This is a genomic window from Pradoshia eiseniae, from assembly GCF_002946355.1.
In the GTDB taxonomy this organism is placed as follows: Bacteria; Bacillota; Bacilli; order Bacillales; family Pradoshiaceae; genus Pradoshia; species Pradoshia eiseniae.
This window is the reverse complement of the sequence record NZ_PKOZ01000002.1, coordinates 245,056-268,231: the sequence shown is the minus strand read 5'-3', so window position 1 is coordinate 268,231 and position 23,176 is coordinate 245,056. Positions and strand designations below refer to the sequence as shown.

Here is a 23,176-nt window from a genome sequence, read left to right as displayed (position 1 = left end):
TTTAGACCTAAAAAGAAAAAAGGCTACTCACATAAGAAGCCTGCCCCCCGCCGTACAGCATTCTGTTAAACGGGGGAGTGACAGGTACTCTTTCTAATATTTATTGTAATAACATTATGAAATATTCTTGTAACACAAGAAAAATCGAACCGCAACAGCCACTGATTCCGAACTAGTTTTTCTTTTTAAAGAACTTTACCCTTATATTATTTAAAATAATATTAACATCTTCTATTTTGAAGAATACCGCAATTAATAAGTAAGATATTATACCAATAGTAACACTTACTATTAGCGCAAGTGTGCTTGAGGTAAGTATTGAAAGATATTTATAAATATAATTAGATATAGTAGCCATTAAAAATGACGCAACAACAACTTTTATAAATGATTTTATTATATCCCTCATTCCAAAAGGACCAATTTTTTTTCTTAGGCTATAAAATAATAAAAGCGTACCTAAAATCGCCGATATACTTGATGCAAGAGCAAGTCCAGAGATTCCCATGAATTTTGATAAGATAATATTCAATATTATATTTAATATTACTGCAATAATTGCATTTATAGTGGGTGTTTTACTATCTTGTAATGCATAAAACGTTCTAGATAATATTTCTCTAAGACTTAAACCTATAAGTCCCAATGAGTAAAAAAACAATGCAGAAGTAGTTAAATCAATCGCAGCTTTATCAAACGCTCCCCTTCCGTATAATAATTCTACTATCGGTTGAGCATATACCATCAAACCAAATGTTGCTGGTATAATAAATACATTGATTCCCTTAACAGCGCTGGAAATTGAGTTCTTTAAGTTCCCAATTTCATTTTTTGCAGTAAAACTAGCTATAATAGGATATACAACTGCAATAATTGAAGATGCTAGTATACCTTGTATAAAACCAATTATTCTAGATGAATAATTTATTGCTGATATTCCACCACTAATAATATTGGAAGCTAAAGTCCGATCAACTAAATAATTTATTTGATAAGCAGAGATTCCAATTATAGCTGGAAGTGCAATTGCTGCCATACTTTTTATATTAGCATTATTAATGCTAGGCAATACTCTATATTTATACTTCTTTTTAATTATAAAAGGAAGTATAAATATCAATTGAAAAAGACCAGCAATAACACTACCAACAGCCAATATAGTAATATCAGTTTTTGTACTAATAAACATAAAAATTATAGTAATTATATTTAAAGGAAATCCAACTAGTGCAGGTATTATATAATTTCGCTTAATTTGAAGATAACCACTGAAAATTGAAACCATCCCCGTGAAGTAAATGGTAAAAATACTAATTCTTGTTAGATTGGTGGCGATGTTTAGAGTTTCTCCCTGAAATCCAGATGCAAACATTGTTACAACTGGTTCAGTGAAGATTAATGTCCCTAAAACTACTATGGTAAACAAAATACAAATTACAGTTATAAGGTTACTTGTAAAATTATTTGCAGCTAATTCACCACTTCTATTTTCAATCTTACTGTACATTGGTATATAACCTACTGTTATTCCTGCACCAACAAACCCGAATATTACCATCGGTATAGTTGTTGATATTATATAAGCATCACTGATATTAGAGGCTCCATAAAAATAAGATAAAGCTATCTCCCTACCGAAACCAATTAATCCTGATAGTAAAGTAATCAGCATTAATAATATAGTGGTTTTTTTCATATATATCACCCAATTTGAGAATTCCCCTCAAATGACATCATTTTTATTTAAATGAGTTTTGGAGAGTTTACATAGCTGAATAACTAATTCATTCAACTTTCTTCGTAAGCTAGTTTAAATTTTTTTAGATAATTGATGAGACTTAATAATAGAATCAATTTCCTCACTCAAAACTTCTGCAATTTTTCTATACCCTTCTTCAACTGGATGAAAATGATCGTTACCATATACTAAGCTTCTAGGATATTTTTTTAATATATTATAAATATCAATAAATTTATATCCATGTTCTAATGCTATTTGCTTAATAGTTGAATTGTATAACTCAAATTGCTTGGTGGAACCAGGAAAATATTTGTCATTAATAGTAACAGTTGATATTAATAGTATTTCTCGTCGTTTTCCTTCAGATACTCTTTCTAAAAACTGATTATATATTTCCCTAAATAATTCTAACTCTGTCCAACAATATGTTCCTTCTGTCTTTAATAGGATTTTTTTTATATTATATCTGATATGCGACTCTAATAATTGAAATGTTCCTTTTAACTTTTTTCTAGAGATAAATGCTCTTGGATCTAGCATTCCATTGTTTCTATATCGACGCGGAACAAGATTATATAGGCCAAACTTTTTATTTGTTATTGGTCTAAGAATAGCATCAACATTTCCATAACATACAAAGATAATGTCAGGATTAATTTTATTTATTTCATCAACTAAGCCTAATGCATATTTAATAGTTGTTCCGGTTAGTGCTAAATTTACTATCTCTATATCTTTATAGTCTTGTTGTAATATTTCTGCATAATTATGTTTTTTCTTTCCTATACCCTCACTTATACTATCGCCTAAAATAACAATTTTCATATAATCCCCCTGTTTACAACTATACCTTCGAATAATTTTCCTCATTGATATAACTTACAAAATAAAACGGCCAAATTAGAAAAACAACTAGATATATATCTCTTAAGCATAATTCAAACGTATTAGTCAAAAAGAATAAAAACACAAAGATTCGTAGTTGTTTTGTTGTTTTGAAATAAATCAAAAATAACATTAATACATATACAAAGAAACCTACATATCCAGATTGCACCAATACATATCCAAAACCGTGAATAAATTTAAACTCAATACCAAAATTATCAAAAAAATAATTTATTTCATTACCTATACCCACACCAAAAATTTGAGTAAAACCGTTTAAATATGATAAATAAGTGGATGCAGAATCTGTCCTTGCTGTACCTTCTGATAACTTACTTAGTCCATATTCTACAACTACACTATCCTTCAAAAAATATAAAAAGATCAACCCAAATAGTAAAATAAACGTTAAGTATTTAATTTTACCGTTTTCACTCGGTCTAGATAATTTATAGTATGAATAGTACAACCAAATAACGACTAAAAACACAAGGGCAGCTGTAGATGTTGAAGCCACTAAAGAGATAGAAATAAACAGAGGCATACTATAATTCTTATGTTTATTAAGAAATAAGAAAACACATAGCCCGATACTTGCATAATATGCAAAATGAGAAGGTTCTAGAAAGAGTGAATAAGGTCGATAGATATTACTGTTTCCAAATGATGTAACTATTAAATCCACTTGTGTCGTATTTAACTCTAAGCCCGGGATTCTAAATGTCAAATTTATCCCAAAACCATAATAAGCAATTAGTTGTATCCACAAAAAAGTACAGATGATTATTGTAATTGCTTTAACCAATCTCACGGCTAGATCTTTATTTAAAAAGTATTTAGCTGATAATAAAATTAAAAAGTAAAAAAGCCATTTTACTATTCTTAGCAATGAGTCACCGATAGCAAAATTTATTATACATAACGCTGAAATTGCCGATAAGAAAATGAAAGTAAAAATGATTATTAGCAAATAATATTCTTTTTGGTTAAAATCTAATCTTTGGTTAATAAGAAAGACTAATGAAAAAGACAAAAGAATTAACATTAATAACTCAGCTAAATTCAGGCTCGGAATACCACTAGCATAGATTCTTATTATAGGAAACATTAATAATAATACTGTAAATATACTATTAAAACTTTTTCTGAGAGTCATTATCATTCCCCCATATTTTTTAAATTTATAGAGAGGTTATGAGGGTATAAAATAAAGTAAACTAACTAGTTAATACCTTATTAATGGCGCTGTTCAATAGGCTATAGTAATCTTCCCATTGGTAATCTAACGGTGTCTTTGAGGCATTTTCACTCATTATGGATAATAAATCTCTATTTACTTCTAGTTGACTTAATTTCTCAATAATCTGTTTTGAATTACCAGCTTCTACTATATATCCATTATGGCCATTTACTATTAAATCACTTACACCTGCATTTTTTGTACTAATTACAGGTATACCACTAGCTAAAGCTTCAAGTGCAGCAAAGCCGAATCCATCACATAGAGAAGGAAAAACCATTACATCTGCATTTGATAGATATACTTTCAACTTATCTTTTGTAATGTGACCGGTAAAATTACACTTTTCTTTGTATTTAGTGATATTTACATCTGATCTATCATAATCCCCAATAATATTAAATTGATAATTGTCTGTGCCCAAAACATCAATCGCCTGAAATAAATAAAATATTCCTTTCTTTTGAGTTACATTACCAACAAATATACAATTTAACCTTTTATCTATTGAACTTTTATTTTCTCTTTTAACAATCCTACTGTAGTCAATACCATATTGACAGTTAATAATTTTCGATTCAGATACCCTATCGAACACAAGGGATTTTTTCGTAAAAGTTGATGCGACTAAAAAATAATCAGCTAATTTCATTTCATCTAATGCTGTTTTTATTCTTTGTTTATAAATACTTGTCTGTGTTTCTTCAATTAATTTTATTGATATTTCGGGGTTTAGTTTAATATCATTTTTATAGATTATATCCATGTAATGTGCATTTGGTGCTGACATATCTAGTATTAGTTTAATATTAGCCTTTTTGCTCTTTATATACTCTAGAGCAGTAAGTGCCAATGTATCATATAATATTATTGCATCAATATGATTTTTTATTGCATACTTTGCAACTTTTATATTAAATCTTTTTATAATAAAATTATTGAATTTATCAACAAATCTCCTCTTTTTATCTATTCTTCTTAAAGCTAACAACAATAAACTTTCAAATTCTGAGATTTGCAATACATCATTATCATCTAATCCATCAGTTTTATGAGCAGCAAGTTTTTTATAAAAATTCCCTTTTAAAAACTTCAAAAACAAACGGGTTAAGGAAAATTCTTTATCATAAACTGTTGTGATATATTTAAACAAATTATTATTTTTTTTTAAAGCAATAGCAGTATGAAAGGAATGTTGCATTGCTGGGTGTGCAACAATTACTTTGTAGTTTTTGTTAGTTCGGGAATTGTTTATGTTATTCACTTTTTCTTCCTAACCCCCACTAAATCGAATAAATGTAATACCTGTGCATAAAATATACTCGTATCACTATATTTTCTCTTTAAAAACTTTATGCCAGGAAATGCCACTGCTACTATATCCATTATATTGTCATATAATGCTGATTGAAAAAGTAAAAATTCCATCCTTGTAAATGCCGATGAGTCTTCTTTAAAGAGATCCATTTTTTCTATCTTTCTTCTAATATAATCACCTTTTAGTTTATTGGGTTTTAATTCATTTAAAACACTTTCTGGGATATTAGTATTAAATAAAGACTTTGCAGACTTTAAAGAGAAATACACGGCAGTTTTTGTATTAACTGAATATACTTTCTTTAAGAAATCATCCCAGTTAATATCGTTTTCACTTACAACCCTATCAACATCAAGATGTAATCTAAATCCCGGCTTTCTTATATATGAATGCTTTGCAGTATGAATTGAAACTTGTAGTAGGTTGTCTTCTGGTGATAATATTCTTACATTAGTATTTGGAATTAAGACAGAGCTTTTAATCAGCGTTTCCGCTTTAGGCTCTACAGCTTGATTTATCCATCTACCATCTATAGGCCTCCATGACATTTCAAACCACATATTTTGCCCAGTATTATCATTATAAGAGTATTCTGTACTACCATGCGCAAGTGCGTTGTCGAAATCTTCCTTTTCGTATACACTTCTAAATTTAAAAGCAAAACCCATTTTTTGTGCAATCTCATGAGCTTGTTTCATATCTTCTTTTTTAATAAGCGTATCTATATCACCCATTGGGCTAAGTCCAAAATCATCCAATAAACCTAATGCGATACCAGAGTTCTTCAAGGCAACAATAGGTATATTCGCTTTGTTTAACTCGTCAGACAATTGCTTAAACACACCCATCATCCAACTTATTCTATTCTTTATAGTTAAATACTCACTTTCCCATTTTTTATCTAATTTATGACCAAGAATTTGAACAAGTTCTGGGTACATAATGGATGCTACTTCATTATTATAGGAAACTCTATATAGTTCATCTATATCAATAGATTTTAAAATTTGCGATGCTTCTTTTCTGTCATTATCAGTAATATTTCTACGAATTAATAATGTAATCACACGATGATATGGATTACTCAAAAACTTTTCAAACATGATATCCAACAAACCCTTTCCTATTTACCAATAAACATAAGTAATGAATTAAAATAAGTTTTCAACTCACTAATTCCATAATCCTTTGGCAAATCTATTGTTTCATTTATTCTATAATCGATATCTTCTAATGCTATTAAACTCGCCAAGGATTTCCGGCTGCTTATTTGATGAATGTCATCAAATTTATAAAAATCATTAATATTAGATTCTTGCATCAAATGGAAGATATTGTCGTCCATTCTTGCTCCATTCATCAAAAGAAATCTATCGTACCAAACAGATCTATACTTCGCAGATTCCCAATCAATAATATAAATTTTTTCCGTATTATTTTCAATCCACACATTACCGTGTTGTAAATCTCCATGACTAAGACTAATCGAAATAACACCATCATATTCTAGGCAATTTTCTAGAAGCTTTTTTAGTACATTATCTACAACATCTGTTGGTATCTTACTTTTCAGTTTATTATTCTCCAACTTACTTTTAATTTCCTTTTGTAATCTATTTACATATAAAACGATATGAACATCTTGTCTCGTACTACTTTCAAGCATTCGCATGCATTCTAAAGTATTTTCTAAATATCTTTTATAATCTTTCTCACTTGTGATTCGTGCTAAAGGTGTCCCATCAATAATTTTTTCTCTATACAAATTATCGGTACTGTTTATTATAGGTAGAATAAAATCTTCGTTAACAGTACTTCTTACCTTAATCTCGTTTAAAATTGACTCATTAGAAAACCCATCTTTTACAATAACATCAACAGTATTTGTTTTAAAATTAAATATTCTTATTTTTCTATTACAAGGGTAGACTAAAATATCATTAAAATTTAAACTGTCCACACTACCATCAATATTTATTCCGAATTGAGAAAATAAAACCGGAAATTTAAAACACAGTATCAAATATAATTTAACCATCATCCTCCTAATAATACTTCCTTTTACACTATACTCAGTAAAAAGGTAATTCTTAATTTCCGGAGATGTTCTCTTTGATATAATCGCATTTAAATTAGGGAAGACATATAAATCAGAATGCTTAGTCGCCTTCTTAGTAGATATCGTGAAATTCCTATTTATATATTGTAAAAAATACTTTTCTAACGTTCGTTCATTTATTAGGTAAAAATTCTCCCTTTTTACCATTTGACTTATTTTCATTTTATAGCCCTCATAGTCTCTGTGAATACTTCGTCGATCGACTTTAATGCATTGATTTCATATTGCCATTTATTTTTACTAATTAAATGTTTATAATATCTAATTCTCTCAACTCTTTGTTCTTTGGTTTCTGGCCAAGGCTCATTCTTCAATTCAGATCTCCTCATTGATTCATCTACAGGAATTACATAAACAATAGAACACGTTGGGCGGTAGTATACCTTTGTGAGAATCCTCCAAACAATCCACTTTTCAAAATTAAATTCTTTATATTTCATCTTAAAATCAATATAACTATCCCAGATATATCTATCAGCAATAATTATCTTTTTTTCGTACTTTTCAATAAATCTAAAATAAATCCCATAGTATAAGATAAGATCAATTATAGATAGAAATAAAAGTAATTTTCTTTTTTTATTACTTCTATTAATATTCTCCCTATATAATTCCTTTTCTTCTTCGGTAGCCCCTTTATCACTCCTAATCAAAGTTTTAATCTTTTCAAGTAATGGGGTATATCCACCCCTACTCCAAATTATTATCGTTTTATGTCCCTCATTTGCTAATTCCTTATTCACCTTTTCAATCTGCGTGCTTTTGCCGCTACAGTCTATTCCACTAAAAGCTAACATTACCTCACCTCAATATAACTAACTTCATTTAAATTTTTCATATAGCTTAATATAATCATAAAATCTTTCCCACATATCAAATTCAGCAGCTTTTTTTCTACAAGAATCCTGAATAACTTGCTTTTCTGGTATCTTTTTTATACTATCAATAAGTCTTTCAATACTATTTTTTTGAACTACCATTCCACAACTTGAGTCAATACTTTCAGGGCTTCCACCAGTATCATAAGTAATTACAGGGGTACCACACGCAAGTGCTTCAATATTAGTTGTAGGAAAATTATCTTCAAGAGTTGGGTTTACAAATACATCGGCAGCCGAATATATACTAACTAATTCTTCAACATTATCAGTTCTAGTAATTCCAATGATGTTATCTGGTAGTAATTCTTTCTGTTTAGTGGTGACACCGATAATAACAACTTGGTATTTACTATCCAATTCTTTTGATAATTGTATAAATGTATCCAAACCTTTTCTTCTATCCCATACACTTGCTACCCCTAAGATTAAAAACTTATTCTCTATTTGGTATCTCATTTTAAAATCATTTTTTTTAGGTTTAAAAACATCTAAATTAATACCATTTGGTATTACCTTGACATCATATGACCCAAAATATGAGTCTTTAACTAAACCTGCAAGCCATTTTGAAGGTGTGACAAATGTTATATTCTTATATGACGTGAATAAATCCTTTTTTTTTCTATAGTTTTCTATAGAATTATCAAGTATTAAACTTTCTGGGTATACCCTTTTATTTGGACAGTGGTGACACTCCGATTTCCACCTTTCACAACCAACAAAATCAAAGTAGCCACAATGACCTGTAAAAGGCCAGCAATCATGAAGAGTCCAAATTACTGGCTTTCTTGCCTCCTCTATATATTTAAATAAAACTTCAATGTTCAAATAATAGCCATGGATATTGTGCAAATGAATTATATCTGGATCATATTCTTTCACCTTAGTGACAAATTCTTGGGTTGCTTTAGTAGATGCAAATCCATGCCTATCTAATATCCTAGTTTTTAAAACGTGATGATATAAATCAACCTTATTGCCTATTTTAATTGTATTGACTCCCTTTGGAGCTATACCTCTTCCATAGGCAATACAACCTTCATACCCTCTGTGTTCTAATGTTTTATATAAATCGACAGCAATTCTACCTGTACTTCCTACACCACAAACCGAATTTATTTGTAAAACTTTCATTATTTAGACCACACAACTCTGTTTACATAATCAGTATAAGATAAGATAATACGTAGTATCTTATCTGATACATTAGGCATACTATAATCACCTACAAGTCTCAAAGTATTTTTTCCTTGCTCCTCTAATATCTCTAAGCCTTGTAAAATTCTTTCTTTTGTTAAACCAACCATCATAACAGATGCTTCTTCCATCGCTTCTGGTCTTTCATGAGCTTGCCTAATATTTAATGCTCTAAATCCAAGAATAGATGATTCTTCACTAATAGTCCCACTATCACTAAGTACAGCTTTTGCTTTTGTTTGTAATTTTACATAATCATTAAACCCCAAAGGCTTCATTGTTTTCACTAATGGATTAAACTCTATTCCTCTAGCCGCAATCATTTTTGCAGTCCTAGGATGTGTACTTACAATCACTGGCATATTATATTTTTCAGCAATTTCATTTAAACTATCAACTAAGTCTAAGAAGTTGATTTCCGAGTTTATATTCTCTTCTCTATGAGCTGATACTAAAAAGTAGTTTCCTTCTTTTAAACCCAATCTTTCTAACGCATCTGAATTATCAATATCTTCTTTTCTTGAATTTAACACCTCAAACATCGGGCTACCGGTTTTTATAATTCGGTCCGAAGGAAAACCTTCTCTAAGAAGATATTCTCTAGCTATATCACTATAAGTCAAATTAATATCTGCTGTATGATCAACGATTTTACGATTTGTCTCTTCTGGTACCCTTTGATCGAAACATCTATTTCCTGCTTCCATATGAAAAATTGGAATATGCCTTCTTTTTGCCGCAATTGCGGTCAAGCAGCTATTAGTATCACCTAATACTAATAATGCTTCGGGTTTAACTTCTTCTAAAATAGAGTCTATCTTTATAAGGATATTTCCAATTGTCTCTACTGCCGTTCCCGTTGCTGCATTTAAAAAATAATCCGGTTTTCTCAATTTAAAGTCATTAAAAAACACTTCATTTAGCTCATAATCATAATTTTGACCTGTATGAACTAATACATGATCTATAGCTTCTGACTGTTCTAATTTATTTATAACAGCTGACAATCTAATAATCTCCGGACGTGTTCCTACTACTGTCATAACCTTTAATTTTTTCATCTTTTAAACCTCCACAAAAAATGTATCCGGATTTTCAGGATCAAACCATTCATTAGCCCACATTACGGTTACCATATCAGTTGTTCCTAGATTCTCAATATTATGTGTGTATCCAACTGGAATATCAACCACTTCTAACTTGTTTCCAGAAACAAAATACTCTATTACCTCATCAGTATCAATTTTTCTAAAACGAATAACACCTTCTCCACTTACAACTAGAAATTTTTCATTTTTAGTATGATGCCAGTGGTTACCTTTTGTTATACCAGGTTTAGATATATTAATAGAAACTTGCCCTCGATCAGGAGTTTTAATGAATTCTGTAAAAGAACCTCGATTATCGATATTCATCTTTAAAGGATAGGCAAACTGATCTTCTGGCAAATAGCTTAGATACGTACTATATAATTTTTTTACAAATGAATTCCCTAAATTCGGTACTAGACGTTCATCCCTACTTCTTTTAAATGACTGAATCAGATCAACTATAGTGCCAAGTATTTCTTTATGTTTCACTGGTACTTCATAAAAATGCCCTCTCTTTGTTCCTCCTGTTAATGCATAAATCAACTCATCTACTACATCATCAATATAAACTAATTCTAACTCTACCTTTGGGTTATTAACCGTAATAGGTAAATCGCGTGAAATATTATAACAAAACGTTGCTATTGCACTATTATAATTTGGACGACACCATTTCCCAAAAACATTTGGGAATCGGTATATTTTCACTTCCGTCCCTGTTTCTTTGGCATAATCAAATAATAAATCCTCTCCTGCTTTCTTACTCTCGCCATATGGGTTAGAGAGAGAGGCCTGAATAGAAGATGACATCATAACTGGACATGTATTTTGATACTTTTTTAAAGTATCTAACAATGTAGATGTAAAACCATAATTACCTTCTCTGAATTCTGCAATATCCATTGGTCGATTTACTCCAGCTAAGTGGAAGATAAAATCAGCCTTTTTGCAGTATTCTTCAAATATATGTGACTCAGTATGACGATCCACTTCAAATATATTATGGTATCCACAATTTTTTAATTCGGCGACTAGGTTTTTCCCTATAAAACCTCTAGCACCAGTTACTAGTATATTCATCGTGCTTGCCATTCCTCTAGCTCCTTACGAACATACTCTAATTGCATTAATTTCACCTTAATCTGTTCTATTGATAGACGTTCAGTATTATTTGAGTTATATTCATCCTGAATTGAAAGCTGATGATCTCCTTCAACAAAGTACTTATCATAGTTCAAATCACGGTTATCAGAAGGAACTCGGTAAAATCCCCCCATATCAGTAGAAACAATTTTTTCTTCACGAGTAAGTAATGTCTCGAATGATTTCTCACCGTGTCTAGTGCCAATTACTTTTATCTCATTATCTACTTCGAATAATTCTTTTAATGCCTGTGCTAAGTCGCCAACAGTTGAAGCTGGAGACTTTTGAACCATGATATCTCCTGCCTGAGCATTTTGAAATGCAAAGATAACTAGTTCAACCGCTTCTTCTAAACTCATTAAGAAACGAGTCATAGTCGGATCAGTTACTGTTAAAGGTTGTCCATTTTTAATTTGTTCTATAAATAAAGGGATAACTGAACCGCGCGAAGCCATTACATTGCCATAGCGTGTTCCACAAATTAATGTTTGATCAGGATTTACCGTTTTAGCTTTTGCTACAAACACCTTTTCCATCATGGCTTTCGAAATACCCATTGCATTAATTGGATAGGCAGCTTTATCAGTTGATAGACAAATAACCTTCTTTACTCCACATTCAATAGCTGCTGTAACCACATTATCAGTACCGATAATATTCGTTTTTACTGCTTCCATAGGAAAGAATTCGCAAGATGGTACCTGCTTAAGTGCTGCTGCATGAAAGATGTAGTCTACCCCATACATAGCATTTTTGACACTTGCTAAATCTCTTACATCCCCTATATAGAATTTAAGTTTGTCATTTTTATAAAGTTTCCGCATATCATCTTGTTTTTTCTCATCTCGAGAAAAAATACGAATTTCCTTTATATCAGTATCTAAAAATCTTTTCATAACTGCGTTTCCAAATGAACCTGTACCACCTGTTATTAACAAGGTTTTATTCTTAAACATACACTTACCTCTTTTCAAATCTAATTAAAATGATTCATTATAATTTCATATGAATGTTTACTTGTATAATTATTTTCTAGGTATAATCTTGCGTTAACGCCCATTTGTTTTCTCAAGCATTCATCACAAAGCTGCTGTAACCTTTTATTAAATTCATCAACAGTATCACTCTCACACCAAAATCCAAATCCACCTTCTTCAATAACCTGGCCGATATCAGTATTTTTATCTGTTGCAGCTAATACAGGCATTGATGCTTGCATATATGACAGAAGTCTGGAAGGGAAATTTGGTATAGTGAATCGTTTATCTAAAAAAATCAAACCGACATCACAAGAATTAGCTAAAATTTCATAATCCTGTTTTGGTAATTGAGAAAACAGCTGTGCATTGTTTAGATTTTCACTTTCAAAAAAGACTTTAAGTTTATTAAACTCTGTTCCTGATCCTGCTATAACAAAATAAACCTTATCATTAAGCTTATTAGTTCTTAAACATTCAATTAAGAAATCAATACCTTGTGGCTTTCCAAGGTTTCCGCCGTAAATCAGAACTGTACGGTCAAGTGGTATATTGTATTTATCCTTTATCCTTCGAATTTTTTTTACGTCCTTATTAACGTTTAAAGGTTCGATACTATTAGGGCAAATTTCTACACTGTCCGGGGAAATTTCAGTATTATGTTTTAGTAAAAAATCAACATTTGCCTGTGACATACAACCGATATAGTCTGATATTTTATACAACCTTTTTTCTTTGGATTTAAAGTGCTTATACAAAACACCTTTAACCCCTTTGTTAGAAATCACACCCAAGTCTATTGCATTTTGTGGAAATATATCTTTTAACAATAAATAAGTCTTTGCATTATCTCTTTTTTTCACATATTCTACCGCCTTTTGCAATGTTATAGGCGGTGTAGAATAAATAACTAAGTCAAACTTAACATCAGAAAAATATTCCTTAATCCCTTGTTTAAACTTTGACTCTAGCGTTAGCGTTGAGATACCTTTTTCTATTAGGTTAGTTTTTTGAATATTACCTATCTGTAATTTAAGAATTTTATATTTTTCATTTTCAATTAATTTGGTTGGTTGTTGTTTTCTCTTTTCAGTAGGTGAAATAATATGCACCTTATGATTGCCCCTAATAAACTCTCTCATCAAGTCAGTATATATACCTTTTTCATCCACTGTCGAAAAATCTAATAATGTTAAAAATAAGACGTTCATAGCTACTACTCTCCTATTTGGTTGTTACATTTTGAACTCGTTTATTTTCAAGCTCTTTATTAACAGTGGCTCTTATTATCTATATTTATCGCCCAATTATCAGATCCAACTCATTTAAAGAATGAATAGAAAAATTTTCTCTGATATCATTTAGATAATAACTATCCTTATATACACCTTCTCGATAAATCCTTATTGTGTGAACAGGATATTGAGCTCCTATATGAAAATCCTTTTCTGGATTATCACCAACATATATCATCTCGTTAAATTCGATATTCAGTCGTTCCTTCATCAACTCAAATGCCTTAACATGTGGTTTCCAATATTCTCTTCCCAACTCATCTGTCACTATAATTTCATCAAATAATTCAAATGCTTGTACAGCTTCTAACTTTTGACGTTGGGCGATAGCATAACCATCTGTAATAATCCCTAATTTCAGTCCCTTTTCCTTAAGCATTTCTAAACATGGCAATACATCAATATAAAACTCAATTAGTGGAATATGATTACGGTACTCCTCAACTAGCTCCAATATATCACTTTTAGTATAGGGTTTATTCAAAGTATCAAAAAGCCTATTAAATACGTTCTTTGGACTCTGGCTAAATAATTTTATTAATAGCTCATAAAGGTCAAATTCGTTTTTCTCAAGTTTAGAACTCAATAATTTAGAAATATGTCGATAACCACTTTCAATGTACTTCCTTTCAGATATCAACGTATCATCTAAATCAAAGATAACAGCTTTAATCATTTAACTATCTCCATATCTTCATTTAAACAGATACTACTATCAAATCTTAAAAAAATCAGGCTATCTTTATAATTCTCGTTATATTCTAAGGATTGTCCCATTAATAATCGATACAAACTTTCACAAGAATCAGCACCACTTTGAATACTCATTGGTGCTCCTCCACCAAATCTTGGATTAACCTCTATATATTCTATACCCTTTTTAGTTTTCATAAGTTGCACAGTTATATGTCCGATTGGCTTTAGTTCCTTCATTAATCTAATGACATCCTCAATAACTTCTCTGTCCTTCGTAATCTTGCCCTTAGAGATTTCACCACTCCTAGTAGCCATCCTTAACCTAGGAACAACTGTGATAATATTACTCTGAAAATCAAGGAAAACATCAACTGTGAATTCTTCGCCTTCTATAAAATCCTGTACTATAGGCTCTTCTACGATACTCTTGTAAATATTTAACTCATTAAAATTATTGACTTTGAATGTGTTAATACTGGAGCTACCAGATTTAGGCTTAATAAATACAGGAAACTGGATCTCGCTCAAAAGTTCCTCATCTTTATACATTTTTGGAATTCCAAAATCATTTTCTTCTAAGAATTTTTGTGTATTAATTTTATCTCTACAAATACTGATAACATTAGTATCAGATATTAATACTTTTGCGCTCGTCTTATCTTCAATCAAAGCTTTATTCTCTGCCAACAATAATAAATCAGTATCAATTGTTGGTACTATCAATGAAATATTCTCTTGTATACATGCGTCTATTATTGATTGAATGTAATTTGAATCATCAATTCTTGGAAGTTTATAAGTTCTATCTGCAAAGTATAAAGCTGGGGCTGTGTCGGAACAGTCACCAGCCACAATCTTACTACTTATATTTAATTTTTTTGCAGCACGTTGAAAGCACTGCACTAATTCTACCCGTCTGCCAACACTAAGAATTAGAATATTAATCTCTTTCATTTTTTGCTCTCCACCTTACTTCCCTCAAAATATTCCATTGTTACAGCGGTCTCAGAATTAATACCTTCTCTAACAAAAACCTTTTTTATAGTCATAAAGATAATCTTCCAATCCCCAATGAAGCTAACATTCTCCACATATTCAACATCGAGATTGAACTTATCCTCCCAACTAATCGCATTCCTGCCGTTTGCCTGTGCCAAACCTGATAACCCAGGTCTTACCTCATGACGACGTTTTTGATGTTCATTATAAAGAGGAAGATACTGAACTAATAATGGTCTTGGACCTATAATAGACATATCACCTTTTAGGATATTAACAAGTTCTGGTAGCTCATCAAGCGAAGTGGATCGCAGAAACTTTCCAAACTTAGTTAGGCGAATATCATCAGGGAGCAAAGCGCCGCTCTCATCTTTCTCATCCGTCATTGTCCTAAACTTATACATCTTAAAAATCTTCTCATTAAGTCCTGGTCGTTCTTGTTTAAAAAGTATTGGACTGCCAAGTTTCATTCTTACAAGGATTGCTACTATTATAAACACAGGACTTAGAACAAAAATAGCGATTAAAGAAAGAATGAAATCCATTGGTCTCTTTACATACCTTCTATAAATTCCATCATTTGAAACGTTCATTACCTTTCCCACAACCCCTTAATAATCGTACAAACTCTATTTAAATCCTCATCCGTCATCTTCGTATCAGAAGGCAAACAAACACCGTTCTCAAATAGTTTCTCTGATACATCAGTTCCTACAAAATCATACTTCTCAAAGAACGGTTGCATATGCATCGGCTTCCAAACTGGTCTTGACTCGATATTCTCAGCTTCCAATACTTCAAATATATCAATAGGTCGTACCTTACCAGTCAACGTCATTGAACTTAACCAATAATTTGGGTGGTCCCATTCATTGCTTGGCATAAACTGCACACCTTCAAGTTCACCAAGTTCTCTTTTATAAAATTCATAAATATACCTTTTCTTCTCAACTCTTTGATCTAATACCTTAAGTTGTCCTCTACCAATTCCAGCAACAACATTACTCATCCGATAATTAAACCCTAATTCGCTATGCTGATAATGCCTTGCTTGATCTCTAGATTGAGTAGACCAGAATCTTGCTTTAGCAATTCGTTCTTCATTATTGGAAACAAGCATACCGCCACCAGAAGTTGTGATAATCTTATTCCCATTAAAAGAGAAGATGCCGTAATCACCAAATGTTCCAGTCTGCTTGCCTTTATAATAGGTACCTAAGGATTCAGCAGCATCTTCTATAACTACTACATTATGTTTCTTGCAGATTTCCATAATCTTATCCATATCTGCAGATAATCCATATAAATGAACAACGATTACTGCCTTAACCTCCGGGTACCTTTCAAAAGCCTCTTCTAATGCCTTAGGACACATATTCCAAGTCTTATAATCACTATCGATGAAAACAGGAATCGCATTTTGATAGATAATTGGGTTAGCAGTTGCAGAGAAAGTAAGTGTTGGACAAAAAACAATATCCCCTTCTCCTACACCCGCTGCTTTAAGGGCCAAATGAATGGCGGCTGTACCTGAAGAAAGCGCCGCTGCAGCCTTTGAACCGACCTTTTCGGCCAATTCTCTTTCAAATCCATTTACGTTCTCACCAAGAGGAGCAATCCAATTAGTATCAAAAGCTTCTTGTACATATTGCATTTCATAACCTTCATCACTCATATGAGGTGAAGATAGGAAAATTCTCTCTTTCTCTTTAATCGACTGCATTATAAGACTTCCTTCCATTATTATACTTAGTAAACTAGGACTTAATTGGAATACCTTTCTTTCACATTTCCAATCAACTGCTCACCTACTAAATCAACATATCTAATCCTTACATCTTAACTTCTATCCAACCTATTAAGTTCAAAAAGGAATTGGCTCAGGATTTTAAGGGTTGAGTTTGCAGCTCTTTCAATTAGTGATTAAAAGACTGGTAAACCAGTAAAAGTTGGTGGTGATTTTTTTAAATATCACCACCAAGCTTTCACGTCTAAGGTATTAGTTTTAAGGGTAAGTCCGCTATATTATTGGATTCAGACTCTACATATATATCCCTCCTAACTAACCACCATCGATTGCTTCTCACCAAACTTCATATTAGCAACCCCAACCAACGTCTCTTTCAATTGAACATATTCCATATCAGGTAGAGTCTCAATCACCGCATAAAGCTCACGCTTCTCCATAGGCACAGCCTTCCCAATAAAAATCTTCGGAAACACATGATCCTTCTGCACCTCATTATCATTAAGAAGCTCCTCATACATCTTCTCACCAGGTCTTAGGCCCGAATACTCTATCCCAATCTCATCAACCGTATAACCGGAAAGGGTAATAAGATTCTTCGCCAAATCAACAATCTTAACCGGTTCACCCATATCTAGCACAAAAACTTCTCCGCCACGCGCCAAAGCACCGGCCTGTATCACCAATCGTGACGCTTCCGGAATCGTCATGAAGTATCTCGTAATATCTGGATGTGTAACCGTAATCGGCCCGCCAGCCTGAATCTGTTTCTTAAACAAAGGAATAACACTGCCTCGACTGCCTAGTACGTTTCCGAATCGCACGGCCACAAACCTTGTGTTGCTTTCCTTCGCCAAGTTCTGAATAATCATCTCAGCAAAACGCTTCGTCGCCCCCATCACATTAGGCGGATTCACGGCCTTGTCAGTGGAAATCAACACAAAAGCACCAACACCAAATGTATCTGCTGCTTCTGCGACATTACGCGTACCGAAAATATTATTCTTCACAGCTTCTCTCGGGTTATATTCCATTAATGGAACATGCTTATGGGCTGCCGCGTGATAAACCACATCTGGCTGATATTGCTCCATCACGTTAAATATCCTTGCACGATCCTGGACATCAGCAATCACCGGAATGATTTCAATGCTTTCTCCATATTTCTTACGCAATTCCATATCAATTAAATAAATGCTGTTCTCGCCATGACCTAAAAGAACCAACCGTCCTGGTTTGAAACGGCAAATCTGTCGGCAAATTTCTGATCCGATTGATCCGCCCGCACCTGTGACTAAAATGGTCTTACCTTCCACTTCTTCTGAGATGCTGTCAATGTCGAGCCTATTCGGCTCACGGCCGAGTAAGTCTTCTACTTCTACATCCCTAAACTGAGTGACAGGTACATCGCCGGATATGATTTCATCGATGCGCGGCATGATTTGCACCTTTGCTGCCGTTTTTGAGCATTCCTCGTAAATTCGTTTTACTTCTGCCTTCTTAAGGGACGGAATCGCAATGATGATGGTCTCAATTTCATATAATGCAACAGCAGCAGGAATATAGGTTGTATCGCCCACTACATTAATGCCATGGATTTGCAGCTTCTGTTTATTGCAATCATCATCTATGAAGGCAACAGGCAATAAATCGCCATCCGCTTTATTAAGCAAATGCCTTGCAAGCATCGTTCCAGCCGCTCCGGCTCCGATAATCAAGGTTTTCTTATTATTTTCATGATGATGTCTCAGCACGCGGTCTCTGACCATTCTCCATGAGAAACGGGAACCGCCAATGAATAACACAAGAATCATCGCCGCAATTGCCAATGCTCTGACATAAATGTCCTGAAAAAAGACTAATTGGATAATAGCAGTCGTTATAGTGGTTAATAGCACAGCTTTGACAATCGCGATTAATTCACTGACACTCGCGTATTCCCATACCTTGTGATAGAGCTTATAAATGAGCGCATAAATATGATAGCTGCCTAAGAGGGCAATGGATGTAATAAGCAAGGTCCCCATCTTGAAAATGCTCATATATGGGTGGAGAATTAAATAACTCAAGTAAATAGCCGATATAACGATTACAGAATCAATCAGTATCAAGGCTGTTAGCCGCTTTCGGTATGACACGTATTTATCTCCTCCTACAAATAGAAAAGACCTGGAATAATCCCGGTCTCATTTTTCCTTATTGATATTTGGCGTGCATGTGTAACTTTTCTTCCATAAAACGATAGAGATCATCTCTCAAGCTTGGTTCCTGCAAGGCAAATTCAATCGTCGTTTGAATGAACCCTAGCTTTTCTCCTACATCATAGCGTTTGCCTTCGAAGTCATAGGCAAATACCCGCTGGATTTCATTCAACTTTTGAATGGCATCGGTTAATTGAATCTCACCGCCTGCACCAATTTGCTGCTCCTCTAAAAAGGTGAAGATTTCCGGGCGCAGGACATATCGGCCCATGATGGCCAAATTAGAAGGCGCTGTTCCGAGGGCTGGTTTCTCCACGAATTTATCAACCTGATAACGGCGTCCATTTTGCTCAAGCGGCGCGATGATGCCATACCTATCTGTTTCATCCTCTGGCACATGCTGTACACCAATGACAGAGGAATGCGTTTCTTCATATTGATTCATTAATTGTCGCAGACAAGGCGTTTCTGCTTGAACAATATCATCTCCTAGCAGGACAGCGAACGGTTCATCCCCAATGAAGTTCCGTGCACACCAGATGGCATGGCCCAAACCCTTCGGTTCCTTTTGGCGGATATAATGGATATCAACCTTTGATGGGGCTTGTACTTTCTCGAGGAGATCAAACTTCCCCTTTTCCATCAAGTTATTTTCCAGCTCATACGCATGATCGAAATGGTCCTCGATCGATCGCTTTCCTTTACCAGTGACAATGATAATATCTTCAATTCCTGATTCAATGGCTTCTTCGACGATATATTGGATGGTTGGTTTATCTACAATTGGGAGCATTTCCTTCGGCATCGCCTTCGTTGCCGGCAAAAACCTGGTTCCAAGTCCGGCTGCAGGAATAATCGCTTTCCGTACCTTTTCCATCTCGTCCTCCTGTCCTATCGCGCCTGTTTATTTCTTCCTACTTTAATTTACATATTAAGGGAATGACTTAGGAATATTTAATCAAAATTTCCATTAATAACCGAATTTATTAGACAATTAGATGATGCGTGTTTCATAATCAGAGTATAAGGGTAAATCAGTTATTCACTTAGTAACGAGTAAACCATATATCCTATATTCATAAATAAAAAACATAGGGCATCTAACCCTCCCTCACGCCATCCTATTGACGACACGCATCTAAGGAAGAAAGCTTTCTTCCCACAGCATGGCCGAGTACCACCGTTGATAAAGGTAAGGCGGCATCACCTTATGTACTTGCATCATTTTAAAATAGTCCCAGGAACTTGCGCTGTTTGACCTGTTGCGGCATTTCTCTCATGATGTATTGCCCTTCAACAACTAACCGTGCATTTTCTTCAAAATAATAAAGCTGGTCCAAACCAAATTGCTTCTCCATCTCACTCCTGGCTTCCTTCATCCAAAACTGCCTGGAGGTTACATTATGGGCATCCGAGGCGATAAAATGGACAAGGTTTGCCGCGATTAAATCGACGGATACTTTCTTGATTTTCTTACCGAATTTCCCGGATATACTGCCGCATGTGAGCTGAGCACTGATTCCATTTTGAACGAATTCATAGAGGAGGTTCGGATTCTCGACAATCTCCATATTCCGTTCCGGATGGACCAAGATGGGATGAATCCCCCTTTGCAGCAGCTCAAAGAATAATCGGTTTGCATACCTCGGTATATGATTCGATGGAAATTCGATTAATACATAATTCGTGTCATGAATGGTTTGAATCGTACCAGTCTCCAAGTCTTCTATTAATTCGCCATAGAGACGCACCTCCTGCCCTGCTAGGACAGTCAGCGGAATTTGGTGAATTTCAAGCTGTTTTCTGAAGGCTTGAACCGATTCTTGAATTTGCGCCTTTTCATTCTCGTACGCGCCATTTTTATGATGAGGGGTTGCTATGATTGTCTCAATGCCTTCACTAACGGCAAGTCTAGCCATTTGCAGAGATTCTTCGATTGTTTTGGCCCCGTCATCAAGACCCGGCAATATATGACTATGCAAGTCAATCATTAGCAATCATCCTCACATTTTGTATTTTTTTGCACATATGAAACTATGATACTGGTTTTATTTGGCAAAGTCTAGAAATATACCTATTTTTTTCCGTAATAGTAATAGGTATTATCCTTCATCTTTTTGTTATTAAGAACAGTTCCGATGATTTTCGTCCCTGTATTTGTTAGCAATTCCTTTGTTTTCACGGCATCTTCGATATGTGTACGCCCGCTGCTTACGACAAGAAGGATTCCATCAGAGAGTCTGGCGATAACCTGGGCATCCGTAACAGCCGTAACTGGCGGACTATCAATGATGATGACATCATATTCCTGTTTTGCGTGATCAATGAGCTCCTTCATCGTTCTTGAGGATAATAATTCTGCCGGATTCGGCGGAAGCGGACCGCTCGTCAAGACATGAAGCCCAAGCGGGTTCATCACTTGAACAGCCTTGTCTAAGCTAGTTTGCTTGGTCAATACACTTGTTAGTCCAACCGTATTCATAAACGAGAACGTATAGTGGGATGAAGGCTTTCTAAGGTCGGAATCGATAAACAAGGTCCGTTTGCCTTGCTGTGCGAAGACAACCGCGATATTAGCCGCCGTCGTTGACTTTCCTTCGATTGGACCAGACGATGTAATCAAGATGGTCTGCAATTCCTCATCCACTGCTGAGAACTGGATATTTGTCCGTAATGTACGAAATTGCTCCGAGATTGGTGATTTAGGATCGTAGTACGTGACAAGCTTACGCTTATTATCCTGCCCAATCGCCTTTTTAGATTTATTCCGCGCCAATTGGTTCACCTCTTCCTGATTTCGATGCACGTGCCTTTGCCTCCATATGGGCATTGCTTGACTCAATCTGTCCAATTACGCCGATAACTGGCATCTCTAATATTCTTTCGATATCTTGCTCTGTCTTAATGGTGTTATCCAAATATTCTAGCAAAAACGCTATTCCGACTCCTAGGAATAGTCCGACAACTAAAGCGGCAGCAATGTTCATAAGCGGCTGCGGTTTGATCGGTGATGCCTGGTCGGATACTTCGGCTTTCGCCAGGATGCTGACATTATCGACATTCATGATCTTGGCGATATCCTTTTGGAATGTGTCAGCGACCGTGTTCGCAATCAATGCTGCCATCTCCGGATTTTCATCTGTGACTGACACCTTCACGACCTGTGAGTTTTGCTCGCTGGCAACCGTTATCTTCTCTCCTAAAGCAGCAGGAGACATATCTAATTCTAGCTCGTCGATGACTTTGTCGAGAATCGCCGGGCTCTTCATGATGACGTTATACGTATCAATAAACTGTAGGTTTGCTTGAATTTCATTGGCATTATAAGGAGTTCCTTCATCCTTTGACTGATTAACGAGTAACTGCGTGGATGACTGATAGATTGGTGTTAAAAGAAAAAAGCTTGTAACTCCGCTTACCAGCACCGCGAGGATTGTAATGGTCAAGATGAGCAACGCTCGCTTCTTTAACGTTGTGAACAGATCCTTTAAGCTGATTGTTTCTTCCATATTCCCCTCCAAAAAACTCATAATGATGCTATTATACAACACCATACTCTTATTTTCTCTGTTTTCTGATATTTTTTTGTGCTACTATTAAAATATATCATAAAATTTTAATATTTGTATTCATTTGTAAATAT

The 23,176-nt window shown here is 34.0% G+C and carries 21 protein-coding genes; all 21 read right to left on the bottom strand.

The window, feature by feature from the left end; all coding sequences use genetic code 11:
• Window positions 1–172: 172 nt before the first annotated feature.
• The gene (gene murJ, locus CYL18_RS06155; protein WP_104848607.1) at window positions 173–1,696 is read right to left on the bottom strand and encodes a murein biosynthesis integral membrane protein MurJ; all 1,524 of its coding nucleotides are present in this window, start codon (window positions 1,694–1,696) and stop codon (window positions 173–175) included.
• A gap of 114 nt (window positions 1,697–1,810) precedes the next feature.
• Window positions 1,811–2,566: an SGNH/GDSL hydrolase family protein gene (locus tag CYL18_RS06150; RefSeq protein ID WP_161497087.1), complete on the bottom strand. Its 756-nt coding sequence runs from the start codon at window positions 2,564–2,566 to the stop codon at window positions 1,811–1,813.
• 19 nt (window positions 2,567–2,585) lie between these two features.
• Window positions 2,586–3,785: a hypothetical protein gene (locus CYL18_RS06145; protein WP_104848605.1), complete on the bottom strand. Its 1,200-nt coding sequence runs from the start codon at window positions 3,783–3,785 to the stop codon at window positions 2,586–2,588.
• A gap of 61 nt (window positions 3,786–3,846) precedes the next feature.
• Window positions 3,847–5,133 (bottom strand): glycosyltransferase family 4 protein, encoded by a 1,287-nt coding sequence (locus CYL18_RS06140; RefSeq protein ID WP_104848604.1) that lies wholly within the window; start codon window positions 5,131–5,133, stop codon window positions 3,847–3,849.
• Complete coding sequence (locus tag CYL18_RS06135; RefSeq protein ID WP_236636290.1) at window positions 5,130–6,290, bottom strand: nucleotidyltransferase domain-containing protein; 1,161 nt, start codon at window positions 6,288–6,290, stop codon at window positions 5,130–5,132. The genes CYL18_RS06140 and CYL18_RS06135 overlap by 4 nt, the downstream gene beginning before the upstream one ends.
• Window positions 6,291–6,310: 20 nt before the next feature.
• Window positions 6,311–7,468 (bottom strand): phosphotransferase, encoded by a 1,158-nt coding sequence (locus CYL18_RS06130; protein WP_104848602.1) that lies wholly within the window; start codon window positions 7,466–7,468, stop codon window positions 6,311–6,313.
• Window positions 7,465–8,103 carry a dTMP kinase gene (locus CYL18_RS06125; RefSeq protein ID WP_104848601.1) on the bottom strand — a complete coding sequence of 213 codons (639 nt, stop codon included), beginning with the start codon at window positions 8,101–8,103 and terminating at the stop codon, window positions 7,465–7,467. Before CYL18_RS06125 ends, CYL18_RS06130 begins: the two co-directional genes overlap by 4 nt.
• 24 nt (window positions 8,104–8,127) lie before the next feature.
• Window positions 8,128–9,321 (bottom strand): glycosyltransferase, encoded by a 1,194-nt coding sequence (locus CYL18_RS06120; protein WP_104848600.1) that lies wholly within the window; start codon window positions 9,319–9,321, stop codon window positions 8,128–8,130.
• The gene (gene wecB, locus CYL18_RS06115; protein ID WP_104848599.1) at window positions 9,321–10,445 is read right to left on the bottom strand and encodes a non-hydrolyzing UDP-N-acetylglucosamine 2-epimerase; all 1,125 of its coding nucleotides are present in this window, start codon (window positions 10,443–10,445) and stop codon (window positions 9,321–9,323) included. The genes CYL18_RS06120 and wecB overlap by 1 nt, the downstream gene beginning before the upstream one ends.
• Window positions 10,446–10,448: 3 nt before the next feature.
• Entirely contained in the window at window positions 10,449–11,555 is a 1,107-nt protein-coding gene (locus CYL18_RS06110; RefSeq protein WP_104848736.1) for a capsular polysaccharide biosynthesis protein CapF, read from the bottom strand.
• Complete coding sequence (locus CYL18_RS06105) at window positions 11,552–12,574, bottom strand: polysaccharide biosynthesis protein (RefSeq protein ID WP_104848598.1); 1,023 nt, start codon at window positions 12,572–12,574, stop codon at window positions 11,552–11,554. The genes CYL18_RS06110 and CYL18_RS06105 overlap by 4 nt, the downstream gene beginning before the upstream one ends.
• A 20-nt stretch (window positions 12,575–12,594) precedes the next feature.
• Entirely contained in the window at window positions 12,595–13,806 is a 1,212-nt protein-coding gene (locus CYL18_RS06100) for a glycosyltransferase family 4 protein (RefSeq protein ID WP_104848597.1), read from the bottom strand.
• A gap of 85 nt (window positions 13,807–13,891) precedes the next feature.
• The gene (locus CYL18_RS06095) at window positions 13,892–14,566 is read right to left on the bottom strand and encodes an HAD family hydrolase (RefSeq protein ID WP_104848596.1); all 675 of its coding nucleotides are present in this window, start codon (window positions 14,564–14,566) and stop codon (window positions 13,892–13,894) included.
• Window positions 14,563–15,540 carry an ATP-grasp domain-containing protein gene (locus CYL18_RS06090; protein ID WP_104848595.1) on the bottom strand — a complete coding sequence of 326 codons (978 nt, stop codon included), beginning with the start codon at window positions 15,538–15,540 and terminating at the stop codon, window positions 14,563–14,565. The genes CYL18_RS06095 and CYL18_RS06090 overlap by 4 nt, the downstream gene beginning before the upstream one ends.
• A complete protein-coding gene (locus tag CYL18_RS06085; RefSeq protein ID WP_104848594.1) occupies window positions 15,537–16,178 on the bottom strand; it encodes a sugar transferase in 642 nt (213 codons plus the stop codon). Before CYL18_RS06085 ends, CYL18_RS06090 begins: the two co-directional genes overlap by 4 nt.
• Window positions 16,178–17,308, bottom strand: a complete 1,131-nt coding sequence (locus tag CYL18_RS06080) for a DegT/DnrJ/EryC1/StrS family aminotransferase (protein WP_104848593.1) — start codon at window positions 17,306–17,308, stop codon at window positions 16,178–16,180. The genes CYL18_RS06085 and CYL18_RS06080 overlap by 1 nt, the downstream gene beginning before the upstream one ends.
• A 335-nt stretch (window positions 17,309–17,643) precedes the next feature.
• Window positions 17,644–19,470, bottom strand: coding sequence for a polysaccharide biosynthesis protein (locus CYL18_RS06075; protein WP_104848592.1), 1,827 nt, complete (start codon window positions 19,468–19,470; stop codon window positions 17,644–17,646).
• Window positions 19,471–19,528: 58 nt separating this feature from the next.
• Window positions 19,529–20,410 (bottom strand): UTP--glucose-1-phosphate uridylyltransferase GalU, encoded by an 882-nt coding sequence (galU, locus tag CYL18_RS06070; RefSeq protein ID WP_104848591.1) that lies wholly within the window; start codon window positions 20,408–20,410, stop codon window positions 19,529–19,531.
• 349 nt (window positions 20,411–20,759) lie between these two features.
• On the bottom strand, window positions 20,760–21,524 hold the full coding sequence (locus CYL18_RS06065) for a tyrosine-protein phosphatase (RefSeq protein ID WP_104848590.1): 765 nt from the start codon (window positions 21,522–21,524) through the stop codon (window positions 20,760–20,762).
• Between the two features lie 83 nt (window positions 21,525–21,607).
• On the bottom strand, window positions 21,608–22,339 hold the full coding sequence (locus CYL18_RS06060) for a CpsD/CapB family tyrosine-protein kinase (protein ID WP_407984518.1): 732 nt from the start codon (window positions 22,337–22,339) through the stop codon (window positions 21,608–21,610).
• Complete coding sequence (locus tag CYL18_RS06055; protein ID WP_104848588.1) at window positions 22,296–23,042, bottom strand: YveK family protein; 747 nt, start codon at window positions 23,040–23,042, stop codon at window positions 22,296–22,298. Before CYL18_RS06055 ends, CYL18_RS06060 begins: the two co-directional genes overlap by 44 nt.
• Between the last annotated feature and the right edge of the window lie 134 nt (window positions 23,043–23,176).

Coding starts and splice junctions, on each gene's coding strand:
- murJ (WP_104848607.1), bottom strand. CDS start 1,696: ATGAAAAAAACCACTATATTATTAATGCTGATTACTTTACTATCAGGA.
- CYL18_RS06150 (WP_161497087.1), bottom strand. CDS start 2,566: ATGAAAATTGTTATTTTAGGCGATAGTATAAGTGAGGGTATAGGAAAG.
- CYL18_RS06145 (WP_104848605.1), bottom strand. CDS start 3,785: ATGACTCTCAGAAAAAGTTTTAATAGTATATTTACAGTATTATTATTA.
- CYL18_RS06135 (WP_236636290.1), bottom strand. CDS start 6,290: ATGTTTGAAAAGTTTTTGAGTAATCCATATCATCGTGTGATTACATTA.
- CYL18_RS06130 (WP_104848602.1), bottom strand. CDS start 7,468: ATGAAAATAAGTCAAATGGTAAAAAGGGAGAATTTTTACCTAATAAAT.
- CYL18_RS06125 (WP_104848601.1), bottom strand. CDS start 8,103: ATGTTAGCTTTTAGTGGAATAGACTGTAGCGGCAAAAGCACGCAGATT.
- CYL18_RS06120 (WP_104848600.1), bottom strand. CDS start 9,321: ATGAAAGTTTTACAAATAAATTCGGTTTGTGGTGTAGGAAGTACAGGT.
- wecB (WP_104848599.1), bottom strand. CDS start 10,445: ATGAAAAAATTAAAGGTTATGACAGTAGTAGGAACACGTCCGGAGATT.
- CYL18_RS06110 (WP_104848736.1), bottom strand. CDS start 11,555: ATGAATATACTAGTAACTGGTGCTAGAGGTTTTATAGGGAAAAACCTA.
- CYL18_RS06105 (WP_104848598.1), bottom strand. CDS start 12,574: ATGTTTAAGAATAAAACCTTGTTAATAACAGGTGGTACAGGTTCATTT.
- CYL18_RS06100 (WP_104848597.1), bottom strand. CDS start 13,806: ATGAACGTCTTATTTTTAACATTATTAGATTTTTCGACAGTGGATGAA.
- CYL18_RS06095 (WP_104848596.1), bottom strand. CDS start 14,566: ATGATTAAAGCTGTTATCTTTGATTTAGATGATACGTTGATATCTGAA.
- CYL18_RS06090 (WP_104848595.1), bottom strand. CDS start 15,540: ATGAAAGAGATTAATATTCTAATTCTTAGTGTTGGCAGACGGGTAGAA.
- CYL18_RS06085 (WP_104848594.1), bottom strand. CDS start 16,178: ATGAACGTTTCAAATGATGGAATTTATAGAAGGTATGTAAAGAGACCA.
- CYL18_RS06080 (WP_104848593.1), bottom strand. CDS start 17,308: ATGCAGTCGATTAAAGAGAAAGAGAGAATTTTCCTATCTTCACCTCAT.
- galU (WP_104848591.1), bottom strand. CDS start 20,410: ATGGAAAAGGTACGGAAAGCGATTATTCCTGCAGCCGGACTTGGAACC.
- CYL18_RS06065 (WP_104848590.1), bottom strand. CDS start 21,524: ATGATTGACTTGCATAGTCATATATTGCCGGGTCTTGATGACGGGGCC.
- CYL18_RS06055 (WP_104848588.1), bottom strand. CDS start 23,042: ATGGAAGAAACAATCAGCTTAAAGGATCTGTTCACAACGTTAAAGAAG.